The 12,018-nt window shown below is 29.0% G+C and carries 11 protein-coding genes; 5 read left to right on the top strand and 6 right to left on the bottom strand.

Annotation, left to right across the window (positions count from 1 at the left end):
* Positions 1 to 3 precede the first annotated feature (3 nt).
* Positions 4 to 1,125, top strand: a complete 1,122-nt coding sequence (locus tag Q0V24_RS10835; RefSeq protein WP_297521363.1) for a DEAD/DEAH box helicase — start codon at positions 4 to 6, stop codon at positions 1,123 to 1,125.
* A gap of 25 nt (positions 1,126 to 1,150) precedes the next feature.
* Here the strand turns inward: Q0V24_RS10835 and Q0V24_RS10840 are convergent, their stop codons facing one another.
* Positions 1,151 to 2,404 (bottom strand): sugar MFS transporter, encoded by a 1,254-nt coding sequence (locus Q0V24_RS10840; protein ID WP_297521365.1) that lies wholly within the window; start codon positions 2,402 to 2,404, stop codon positions 1,151 to 1,153.
* A 295-nt stretch (positions 2,405 to 2,699) separates the two neighbouring features.
* Between Q0V24_RS10840 and Q0V24_RS10845 the strand changes: the two genes are divergently transcribed.
* Positions 2,700 to 3,380, top strand: a complete 681-nt coding sequence (locus Q0V24_RS10845) for a hypothetical protein (RefSeq protein WP_297521366.1) — start codon at positions 2,700 to 2,702, stop codon at positions 3,378 to 3,380.
* A gap of 12 nt (positions 3,381 to 3,392) precedes the next feature.
* Positions 3,393 to 4,001, top strand: coding sequence for a hypothetical protein (locus tag Q0V24_RS10850; RefSeq protein ID WP_297521368.1), 609 nt, complete (start codon positions 3,393 to 3,395; stop codon positions 3,999 to 4,001).
* Between the two features lie 50 nt (positions 4,002 to 4,051).
* On the opposite strand, the gene fghA is transcribed toward Q0V24_RS10850, so the two are convergent.
* Both fghA and Q0V24_RS10860 read right to left on the bottom strand, forming a co-directional pair.
* Positions 4,052 to 4,888 (bottom strand): S-formylglutathione hydrolase, encoded by an 837-nt coding sequence (gene fghA, locus Q0V24_RS10855; protein ID WP_297521370.1) that lies wholly within the window; start codon positions 4,886 to 4,888, stop codon positions 4,052 to 4,054.
* Positions 4,875 to 6,005 carry an S-(hydroxymethyl)glutathione dehydrogenase/class III alcohol dehydrogenase gene (locus tag Q0V24_RS10860; protein WP_297521384.1) on the bottom strand — a complete coding sequence of 377 codons (1,131 nt, stop codon included), beginning with the start codon at positions 6,003 to 6,005 and terminating at the stop codon, positions 4,875 to 4,877. Before Q0V24_RS10860 ends, fghA begins: the two co-directional genes overlap by 14 nt.
* A gap of 204 nt (positions 6,006 to 6,209) precedes the next feature.
* Between Q0V24_RS10860 and Q0V24_RS10865 the strand changes: the two genes are divergently transcribed.
* On the top strand, positions 6,210 to 6,578 hold the full coding sequence (locus Q0V24_RS10865) for a helix-turn-helix domain-containing protein (protein ID WP_297521372.1): 369 nt from the start codon (positions 6,210 to 6,212) through the stop codon (positions 6,576 to 6,578).
* Between the two features lie 57 nt (positions 6,579 to 6,635).
* On the opposite strand, the gene Q0V24_RS10870 is transcribed toward Q0V24_RS10865, so the two are convergent.
* From Q0V24_RS10870 to Q0V24_RS10880, 3 genes are all read right to left on the bottom strand, one after another.
* The gene (locus Q0V24_RS10870; protein WP_297521374.1) at positions 6,636 to 8,075 is read right to left on the bottom strand and encodes a glycoside hydrolase family 1 protein; all 1,440 of its coding nucleotides are present in this window, start codon (positions 8,073 to 8,075) and stop codon (positions 6,636 to 6,638) included.
* 149 nt (positions 8,076 to 8,224) lie between these two features.
* Positions 8,225 to 8,950 carry a MurR/RpiR family transcriptional regulator gene (locus Q0V24_RS10875; protein ID WP_297521376.1) on the bottom strand — a complete coding sequence of 242 codons (726 nt, stop codon included), beginning with the start codon at positions 8,948 to 8,950 and terminating at the stop codon, positions 8,225 to 8,227.
* 1 nt (position 8,951) lies between these two features.
* A complete protein-coding gene (locus Q0V24_RS10880) occupies positions 8,952 to 10,784 on the bottom strand; it encodes an FUSC family protein (protein WP_297521378.1) in 1,833 nt (610 codons plus the stop codon).
* A 287-nt stretch (positions 10,785 to 11,071) separates the two neighbouring features.
* On the opposite strand from Q0V24_RS10880, the gene Q0V24_RS10885 reads away from it, so the two are divergent.
* Positions 11,072 to 11,977, top strand: a complete 906-nt coding sequence (locus Q0V24_RS10885; RefSeq protein ID WP_297521380.1) for an AAA family ATPase — start codon at positions 11,072 to 11,074, stop codon at positions 11,975 to 11,977.
* Positions 11,978 to 12,018 lie beyond the last annotated feature (41 nt).

Below are 12,018 nucleotides of genomic sequence, written 5' to 3' on the forward strand. Positions count from 1 at the left end.
AGAGTGGATTTTTTAGAACTTGGCATAAATGAAAGACTAACAAAAAGATTATTAAAGAGTGGAATTAAAGTTCCTACTAAAATACAAGAAGATAGCATACCACATATTTTAAATGGAGCAGATTTAATTGGTGAGGCAAAAACAGGAACAGGAAAAAGTTTAGCTTTTCTTCTGCCTACAGTACAAAAGATAGATTTAGATAATGACGATATACAGGTACTTATCCTTGCACCAACTAGAGAACTTGCTATTCAGATAGCTGATGAGGCAAAAAATCTAACTAAAACTACTTATAAAAGAGTTATTGCAGTTTATGGTGGAAATACAGTTTCTGCTCAAATCACAAAGATAAAAAGACATCCAACTCATATGATAGTTGCAACTCCAGGTAGACTTTTAGACCTTCTAGAGAGGAAAAGCATAGATTTAAGTAAGGTTAAGACAGTTATAATGGATGAAGCAGATCAAATGCTTCTTATGGGCTTTAGAGATGAAATGATTGAGATTATGAAGGAAGTTCCAAGAATGGCACAGACTTTATGTTTTTCTGCAACTATGGATTCAGCAGTTAAAAAACTTGCTTATAGATATATGAAAGACCCTATTTCAGTAAAAGTAGAAGAAGAAACTCTAGTAGTTGATAAGATTAAACAAGAAGTTGTACAAACTGAAGATAGATTAAAGCAGGATGCACTTTGCAAAGTTTTAGAGGAAGATAATCCATTTATGGCTATAATATTCTGTAGAACTAAAAGAAGAGTAGATGAGCTTACAACAGGTTTTTCTAAGAGGAAAATACCTTGTAAAAAATTACATAGTGGAGTATCACAAGAAAATAGAGAAAAGATTATGAAGCAATTTAAAAGGTGTAATATTCAGTATCTTATTGCAACAGATATTGCATCAAGAGGAATTGATGTTACAGGTGTTGGGCATATATATAATTATGATATTCCAGAAACTGTTGAGAGTTATGTTCATAGAATTGGTAGAACAGGTAGAGCTGGTGATGAAGGGTATACATGTATGTTTACAGACCCTAAAGATTTGCAAATGTTAAAGCAAATTGAAGATGAATTAGAGATTAAAATAGATAGAAGAAAAGTGAATTTAAAGAATAAATAGAGTTTAAAGGATAAGCATCATAAATTTAATGCTTATCCTTTTTTGAAAGTTTATTTATTTTATAGTGACATAGACAACATAAAAGTGGGAAAATTGATGCTAATAATATACCAAATCTAAGTGATAACTCTTCTGTAGCAATAATATTTCCAAAACTTACAATCTCTAATAAATTATAATCAATAACAATTCCAGTAAGAAAAGGACCAGTAGCAGCACCAATGTCACCAGCAACTGCTAGCATTGCAAATATCCAAGCACCGGCTTTGGGAAAGCTTTCTGAGGCAATAATAAGAGTTCCTGGCCAAAGTAAACTAACAAAAAATCCGGTTATAATACAAGCAACTAAATTTATTATATTAGTACTACTTAAAGCGACTATAAGATAACTTATAAATGCAAAGAAAGAACCTTTTATAAGTAAAGTTTTTATATTAAATTTCTCACCTAAGGCGCCATGTAAAAGCCTTCCTATACCAAGCATAATAGCAAATCCACACATTCCTATAAGGTCACCAGAAACTTTAGGTATATTTAAAGATTTTTCAAGAAAGGTAGAAGTCCATTGATTCATTATAACCTCAGATGCACCACCAAATAAAATAGCTAAAAGACAAAGAATAAATAGTTTATTTTCAAATAATAGTTTATTTGTTGAGTGGTTATCTTCTCCAGATGTATCAGGAAAAGGTGCATTTTTAAACATAAAGAAATTTATTATAGGAACTATACTCCAAAATAAAATAATGTATTGCCAGTTATCATATCCAAAAATAAATAAAAATAGTGTTGTAATAATAATTGTTACAACTTGTCCCCATGCATAAAAAGAATGCATAAGAGTCATAGCAGTATTACCAACAGAATTTTCTTTTGAAATTGAATCAACAATTGGGCTAAGTAAAATTTCTAAAAGTCCAGCAGCACTAGAAAATATAATTGTAGAGATTATTAAACCTATAAAAATATTTTCTTTAAAAAGTATAGGTGTTGCTGCAAATAGCAAAAGCCCTGCAAAAGATATAAGTGTTGCGGGTATAACAAGTTTTTTATAACCAAGTTTATCAATTTTTTTACCAAATATAATATCTGATAAAATTTGAGAGGAAAAATTTATAGCTACAAGAATTCCAAGATGCTTGTATGAGAGGTTATATAAACTCATTAAAGGAATAAATAGAATAGCTGTTATATTTGCAATTATAGCTTGTACAAAAATTCCGACAAAGCATGAATAAGTGGTAAGTGTATAAGAGTTTTTTGTTTTTGACAAATTCAATTTTAGATACCTCCATAGTATATTATTGTATCTCTAGGATAAAAAATATTTTCAAATAGAATATAACATAAATAAAAACAAAGAAATTAATATTTATTTAGTAAACATTAATTTTTACAGTGAATCAATAATTTGTACCTTTTATATATATTTAAAATAGTAAATAAAAGAATAAAGTCTAAAAATAAATATAATCAAAAATTACAAATCCCATAAAATTATGTTTATTTAAAGAATAATATGGTAAAATATGGTAAAATTAGTTATGAAAATTTGTTTATTCATAGGGGGAAATATGAAAAAAAAACTTATAGGATTAATATGTGTTTTAGCAATTACATCATCATTTATAGCTTGTGGTGGGGATAAAAAGGATGATATATCATCAAAAGCTGAGGCTTCTGATAATATAGAGGTTGAAGAATCAGAAAAAGATGATGCTAAGAAAAAAGGTGAGAAAGAAACAGAGAAAGAAATAGCGAAAGAAACAGCGAAAAATAAGTTGGAGGAAGAAGAAGAGAAAGCAAGTAGTGATAAAAAACATTTAGAAGAATTTGGGCTTGATATAGAAATTCCATCAAAGTGGGAATTATTATCAGATGATATGATTGAGGCCATGGGTGGAAATGCTACAAGGGCAAATTTAATTGGTTTATGGATTGTGGATGAATTAACTGGAGCTAATTTTGCAATAGCTACAGATAATACAGCCCCAGATGCTTCGCTTGCAGATTATAGAGTAGGAGTAGAACTTATTTTAGGTTCCCAAGAAGGAATAGAACCAATAATTAATGAAAAAAAATATGGAGATGTTGAAGCTTTAGAAGTTCGGTATAAAAATATAGGTGTAAATATAACACAAATTGTAATAAAATCAGAAAAAGATTTTGTACTAATAATGTACACAGAGCCAGCAGACAAGGAAAGTAATTTCAAAGAATTTGAGAAAGTTATTGAAAGTTTAAAAGAAATATAGGGGATAAGATATATGGTGAAAAAGTTTATAATATTTGGTGGGGTTTTTAGTTTAATAATAGGAGTTTTAGTAAGTTCAAATTTGAGGTTTGAGGGGCTAACTGTTAAAGCAGAGGAGTTTGCTAGTAAGTATCATGAAGAAGAAGTCAAAGATTATAGTGAGAGTCCACTATATTATCATGACTATAATATAGAAGCAAAAGAGGAATGGACACAGATGTCTAGAGAATCTATAAAAGTAATAACTGGTGAGGATATAGGAAGTAGACTTATAGCTATGTGGCAACTTGATAAAGAAAATGAAACTAATATAAGTATTGTTGCAGAAAATCCACCAGTTATAACTTTAGAGTCATATCAAAAATTAGTTGAAGGTGTAGTTCATAAAAGGTATGGAAATAATATAGAATTTTTAAAGCAAAGCATAAATGGAATAGAAAGTTTTGCCACTAATTATGAAATTACAGACATCTATGATAAAGAATTGATATTTGAAGTTCATCAAGTTTGTTTTAAAGCAAAAGGTAATTTTATAACTATAACATTTACTGAAAAAGCTAATATTGAAGATAGTAAATTAAATGAATTTAAAGACTTTCTAAATACAGTAGAAAAAATTTAAATAGCAAAAGACGATACCAAAGTTTAAAGGTATCGTCTTTTTGTATATAATTATTTAAGATATTCCATATGGAAATCAAAATGTTCTTCTAGGAAAGTAGATATAAAGAAGTAGCTATGGTCATAACCTTCAACTTTTTTATAATTTACTACTTTATTATTTTGCGTAGCATTATCTAAGAAGATATTTTCATTTAGATGTTCATCATAGAAATTATCGTTAGTACCTTGATTTATTAGGATAGGTGGAATGTTTGTTTCTTTAATAAGTTCTGAGGCATCCCATTCTTTCCAAGTATTTTTATCTTCACCTAAGTAAGTTTTAAAAGCTTTTATTCCCCAAGGAACATTGCTAGGACTTAAAATAGGTGCAAAAGCAGAAATAGCTTTAAATCTTTCACTATTTTTCATACCAATAACTAAAGCACCATGACCACCCATTGAGTGGCCCATTATACTCTCATTACCAGAAAAATTAGGAACTAAAGTTTTTGCAATCTCTGTTAATTCTTCTGTGATATAAGTATACATCTTATAATTATTTGCCCAAGGTTCTTGTGTTGCGTTTAGATAAAAACCAGCACCTTGACCAAGGTCCCAAGCAGCATCATTTGCAACAGACTCACCACGAGGTGAAGTATCTGGCATAATTACTGCTACTTGATTTTTTTGTGCAAGTCTTTGGAATCCACTTTTTTGAACAAAAACATCATCTGTACAAGTTAATCCAGATAACCACCAAATAAGTGGTATCTCATTATTTTCTGTATTAGATGGTAGATAAATACTAAATGTCATATCACATTTTAAAACTTCTGAGTAATGACTATATTTATATTGAGTACCACTAAAAGAGCGGTGTTGTTCAAGTATTTTAAGCTTCATCATTTGAATCACCAAATGTTAAGATTGTACGTATTGACTCACCTTTGTGAAGTAAATCAAATGCTTCGTTTATATCTGTGAAGTTTAAGTGGTGTGTGATGAATGAATCTAAATCAATTTTTCCATTCATAAAATCAAGAACCATTTCTGGTAATTCTGTTCTTCCTTTAACTCCACCAAAAGCAGAACCTCTCCAAACTCTACCTGTTACAAGTTGGAATGGTCTTGTGTGGATTTCTTTTCCAGCACCAGCAACACCTATGATGATACTTTCTCCCCAACCTTTATGACAACACTCAAGAGCTGATTTCATAACTTCAACGTTTCCGATACATTCAAAGCTATAATCTACTCCACCATCAGTTAATTCAACAATAACTTCTTGGATTGGCTTATCAAATTTAGATGGATTTATAAAATCTGTTGCTCCCATTTTTTTTGCAAGCTCAAATTTATCTTCATTTAAATCTATTGCTATTATTCTACTAGCATTTGCTTTTTTAAGTCCTTGAATTGCTGCAAGTCCTATAGCTCCAAGACCAAATACTGCTGCTGTAGCACCTTCTTCAACTTTAGCTGTGTTTTTAACAGCTCCAAGACCTGTAGTAACTCCACATCCTAAAAGACAAACTTTATCAAGAGGAGCATCAGGTTGTATCTTAGCAAGTGAAACCTCAGCTACTACTGTATATTCACTAAAAGTACTTGTTCCCATATAGTGATATAATGGCTCTCCATTATAAGAGAATCTAGTTGTTCCATCAGGCATTAAACCTTTTCCTTGAGTTTCTCTAACAGAACTACATAAGTTTGTTTTTCCTGATAAACAGAATTTACATTTTCCACATTCAGCTGTGTATAATGGAATAACATGGTCTCCAGGTTTAACTGAAGTAACTCCCTCACCAATTGAAACTACAACTCCAGCACCTTCATGGCCTAAAACTGATGGGAATATTCCCTCAGGGTCTTGACCTGATAATGTGAATGCATCTGTGTGACAAACTGAAGTATAAAGAATTTTAACTAATACCTCATTTGCTTTTGGATCTTGGACATCTATTTCTACGATTTTAAGTGGTTCTCCTGCTTTAAAAGCTACCGCTGCTCTGCTTTTCAAATTAATCCCTTCTTTCATATAATTTATAGTATATAATTTTACTGACTAAATCAGCCTTATATACTATTTAGTATCTCTAATTTAAATGTATTAATACAATGTTAATACATTGTGTATATTATTATAATAATATAGTATAATGTTTTATACAATACTGACCTTTTTGTCACTATGTATAAAATACTAATATGAAAGAGAGAAGCTATGACAATTTATTATAAAGAAAGATCTTATTACAATGGTAAAGACTTAGCTTTATCAGTTATAGGAGGAAGATGGAAGATAGCTATTATATGGTGTCTACTTCATGAATCTCCATTAAGGCTTAGTCAGATGCAAAGAAGACTTCCAGATGCTAATCAGCGTATGTTAATTAGACAGCTTAGAGAACTTGAAGAAGATAGCGTAATTACTAGAGAGGTATATTCTGTTGTACCACCTAAGGTTGAATATCAATTAAGTGAAATTGGTAAATTACTAGAGCCAGTTGTAAATTCTATTTGTGAATGGGGAGATACTTTTCACGAGTTTATAGAAGATGAAAATAGTAAGACAAGCAGTGAGACACATTAAGATAAAATAAAAGCCATTTGTTAAAAATTCATTTAACAAGTGGCTTTATTAATTTTATTAAAGATTTTCACCGTTACTGTCTATAACTTTTTTGTACCAATCAAAGCTATCTTTTTTATATCTTTTTAGACTACTATTATCATCTATATCTCTATCTACATAGATAAAACCGTATCTTTTTTGGTAACCATTAAGCCAGCTAAGTAAATCTGTGAATGACCATGTGCAGTAGCCAAGAAGATTTACACCATCAGTAACAGCCTCTTTACAGGCAAGAATATGGCTTTTTAAAAATGCGATTCTATATTCATCATGAACTTCTTCATTTTCTAGGGTATCAAATGCACCAAGTCCATTTTCTGTTATTAAAATAGGAATGTTATCATATCTACTAGTAATTTTTCTAAGTGCAAGTCTAAGTCCTTGTGGGTCAATTTCCCAATCCCAATCAGTTGTTTCTAAGTGTTCATTCTTAGTAGTTTTATATGCACCAGGGATTCCTTGAGATTTTGAAGTTCCTTTTTTACCACTTTGATTCATTTCTCCTGTTCTTGTAACTCCACCCAGAGGATTACTTTCTACTGTATCTGTTTTATAATAGTTAACTCCTATAAAGTCAGGTTTACCTTCTTTTAAAAGTTCTAAATCACCAGCCTCAATAGTTGGTTCTAGTCCCATTTTTTCCATAAATCTAAAAGCTAAAGTTGGGTAGCTACCTTTAAGATATACATCAAGCCACCAATAAGAATTAATTTCACTAGCATTCTCCATAGCTAAAACATCTTCAGGTTTACAAGTGCTAGCATATGATGGTGTATAAGCAAAGCTTGGACCTATCATACCTTGTGGTACAAGTTCCTTAAAAGATTTTATAGCCTTTGCATTTGCAAGATTTGCAATATGGTTAGCTTCAAGCATTCTTTTTGTATCTTTTACAGCAGGTGGATGAATTCCAAGTTCATAGCCAAGTCCTATAAAGATATTTTGTTCATTTAAAGTAACCCAGTACTTAACTCTATCACCAAAGCTTGTATATAAAGTTCTGCAATAATTATCAAAGTCATTTATGATTTCTCTAGACTCCCAACCACCATATAAATCTTGTAGTGATTGTGGAAGGTCCCAGTGATAAATAGTTAGAACAGGCTCTATATCATTTTGAACTAACTCATCAATTAAGTTATTATAAAATTCTAAACCTTTTTGATTAATTTCACCTTTTCCATTTGGGAAAATTCTTGCCCATGAAACAGAGAATCTATAAGCTTTAAGTCCCATTTCTTTCATAAGTGCTACATCTTCTTTAAATCTGTTATAGTGATCTACAGCAACTTTTCCAGTAGTATTCTTATAAGTTGTATTAGGTATTTTTACATATTCATCCCAAATAGATAAGCCCTTGCCATCTAAATCACTTGCACCCTCAATTTGATAGGCAGCAGAAGCACTACCCCAAAGAAAGTTCTCATTAAATTTATCTAGTTCTTTATATATCATAGTAATTTCCCCCTCAAAGTTATTCATTAACTACATAGTAGCATCTTAGGAGAGGCAGAAGAAGAGAGTAGTGAACTAAAATAAATCGTTTTATAAGAAAAAAAATGTACCAAGTAAAAAACAAGATGTTTTACTTGGTACATTTTAATTTAACTGAGTATTATAGATAATTCACTAGCTATTTTTTCTATAATATAAATGACTGGAACTTGAGTTGTAAGCTGATGATGACCATTCTTTTTAGATGGTGCATAGTAGCTTATATTTTTATCAGATAGTTTTGCAAGAGTGCAATTTTTACTATTTGTAATAGAAACAACTATGCCACCATTTCTTTTAGCTCTACTTGCACATTCAATAATTTGTGGACTCTCTCCTTCAACAGATAAAATAAGGGCAATGCTATCATCACCAAGTATTTTTTCTGTAGGATAAAAAGAATCAGAGATTGCAAGTGCAAACTTACCCATATTACCAAGATACCTTGCAGCATAAGTAGCAAGAGAACCGGAATTTCCAAAGCCAATCCAAAAAATATTTCTATTTTCATTAATTAAAGTAGCGATTTCTTTTATATCCTCGGTAAATTCATTAGAAGTAGTTCTTTCAAAAAATTCTAATAAAGCACTTTTATCATCTTTTAAAATAATCTCTTTATTATCAGAGAGCATCATTTTAAGTTTGATTTTAAATTCTGAAAATCCATTACACTCAAACTTTTTGCAAAAGCGAAGTATAGTAGTTGTAGAAACATGAGACTCATTTGCAAGGTCCCTTATTCTCATATAGATAACACTATTTTTATTCTCTACAACATATTTATATACATTTAACTCAAGTTCATTTAATTTTGATATTTTGTCAGCTGAAAACATTCTAATTTCCCCCATTAGTTTTAGGTGATTTCTTCTTTTTAGTAAGTGGTTTCTTAAATTCATTTATTTCTTCAACAAGTGAAGTTTTATTGTAAGTTGGTAATATATAAGTTTGAAGTTTGAAAGAATCATCCTCTTCTATTCTAGCTATATGCTTATAATCACTAACTATTAGAGCTTCTTTCATATCAAATCTTTGAGCATATTTTGACCTAAGAGCATTACTTAAAAATCTACTTTTCATTACAAGAATTCTATAAACTATAAGAATTTCTGTGTAAGACATTTTAGTTTGAACTTTCTTACCATTTTGCATTTCATTGAATAATTCTTCTAGTGATTGTTCACGTACATTTTTTAGAATTTCCTCATTAAGTTTTACATATGATTTATAAATATTTCTTACTTGCTCCTTTACTTTTATAGGATAAACATACTTAGTTACTATATAACTAAGTAGACCACCAATTAGTATAAAGACTAATTTATCTACTATAAGTGTACCAGTATGACCCTTAATGAAAAGAGAATCTGATGCAACAACACAAAAAGTTACAAATATAGCTTGGTTACTATAAGAAGTTAAATAGATTGCAAGATATCCACTTGCAAGAATAAGTCCTAATAATATAAGCTTAGAATCTACAAATACTAGAACTAAGTTTAAAAGGATAAAGCCTAAAACTGTACCTAGAATTTTAGCTCTAATTTTTTTCATACCTGTACCTGTAAAAGGAATGTATGTTGCAATTATAGTATATAAAATCCATCTACCATTTGAAATATTAAAATAATAAACTACAAAAGTTGCAATTGTTATAAGAAGGGTACCTTTTATAGCAATATTAAATCTAAGAGAAGCCATATCTACTTTAAAGTCTAATCCAAGATTAAATATTGAGTTATATTTTTTTAAAACCTTTTTAACATAACGTTTTGAATGTTTTTCATTAGCTGTTAAAACTTCATTTTGATAAAGCTCTAAAAATGCTGATATATGCTTTTGTACTAACTCATTTTCATATCCTGAAGATAAATATATATGTGTAGATAAACTTTTCTTAAACTCAGTTATATCAATTTTCTCTTGATAAAGTTTTATAATCCAATTAAGAAGTCTTGAAATATCTCTTAAAAGATTTGGGTCTTCTGTTTTATTTATAATACTTCCAAGAGACTTCATAAGGTCAAGTGTTAGCTCTTTTTTTATAAGCGCATCTGTATTTTTAGGCATACTATAAATTTTTCTAACTAGAATATTATCAACAGAAATACTTTGTGATAAAGCATTTAAAAGATAAGTAGAGTAGTTATCACCCTGTATTTTTAAAAGTATAGCTCTACTAAGATTATCATAAGCAGTTTCAACAGTAGAGTCAGTAAGTTTTAAAAAATCAATTTTACTTAGTATATAGTATAAAAGAATTACTATAATCCCACCATAAATACAAGCAGAGAATCTAAGGATTATTTCATGTTTATCAATAGGAATAGATAAAATTAATATATAATAAAGCATGTAATAAGTAGCCCTCGACTTTTTATTATCATATGTATAGAAATAGTAAATAACAAAAGCTACTACAAATGTTACAAGAACTCCTACATATAAATTTAGCCCTATAATTGAAGCTAATAATGATAAAATTAGAAATGTAGCAAATAGTTTTGATATATTTTTAATTTTATCAGACTGATAATCCTCACAGGCAAGAGTTGGGATTAAAAGTAGCGAGGCTATTGGGATTATTATATTAGCCTTTCCAAATGGAATAAAGGTAGCAATAATTAGAAGTGCTACTACATATATTTTTAAAATCGTAAGTTTCTTCATTATAAACTCCTTGTCTTTTGTTTAACTTGTATTAAGTTATATACCTATCATTGTAAACTATCTTTGCAAAATGTAGAATAGATTTTTTATTTTATAATAGTTTTGTCTTTAGAATGATAGATTCAAGATAGGGAATGAGAAATAGTTATGTAATTTTTTATTGAATATTAAATTATGGCTCCTTAGGTTTTAAACTTAGGGGGCTATATATTTGAAAATATAGAAATATGATATAATAAAAAGATATAAACTTCCTAAATGGAAGGAGCAATATTGGAGTTGATAGTATGAAAAAATTTAATACAACAGGATTATGTGTACCTAAAAAACATTATATGGTAGATATATCTAACAAACTCGACAATATAGAAAAACTTATAGAAGAGGAATCTTATTTTGTTATAAATAGACCAAGACAATTTGGAAAAACAACAACTTTAAATGAATTATATAAAAGACTTAAAAGTAATTATACAATCATTAAATTAGATTTTGAAAGAATGAGTGAAGATTTTATATCAAGTAAAGTTTTTTGTAATTCATTCGTTGAGAGTTTATCAAGAGTTTTAGGTGAAGAACTTAAAAATGTTGATACTTTAAATAATTTAGCATATTTAATATCTGATATAACAAAGGATAGAGAAATTGTTTTAATGATAGATGAAGTTGATAGAATATCTAATAATCAGCTTTTTGTGAATTTTTTAGGTATTCTAAGGTCATTATATCTTGATAGAGAAGCAGAGCTTTGTACAACATTTAAATCTGTAATACTTGCAGGTGTGTATGATATTAAGAATTTAAAACTTAAATTTAATGATAATACAGATACAAGGTATAATTCACCATGGAATATTGCTGTTGATTTCGATTTAAATATGAGTTTTGATTCAAATGAAATACAGACAATGTTAGATGAGTATAATAAAGATAATAATTTGCTAATAGATACTGAAAAAATTAGCAAAGAGATATATAAATTTACAAGTGGGTATCCTTTCTTAGTAAGTAGAGTATGTCAAATAATAGATGAAAAAATATTATTAGGACAAAAAAGAGAGTGGAGAGTAAATGATATTCATAAAGCAATTAAAATGCTTTTAACTGAACATAATACATTATTTGATGACCTTATAAAAAATTTAGAAAATAATAAAGCATTGTATAATCTTATAGAAAAAATTTTAACTTAATTTGAGAGAATTCTCCCACTTCAAGCTTTAGCTAAGTGGTG

The sequence above is a fragment of the uncultured Clostridium sp. genome (assembly GCF_947039605.1).
GTDB lineage: Bacteria > Bacillota > Clostridia > Clostridiales > Clostridiaceae > Sarcina.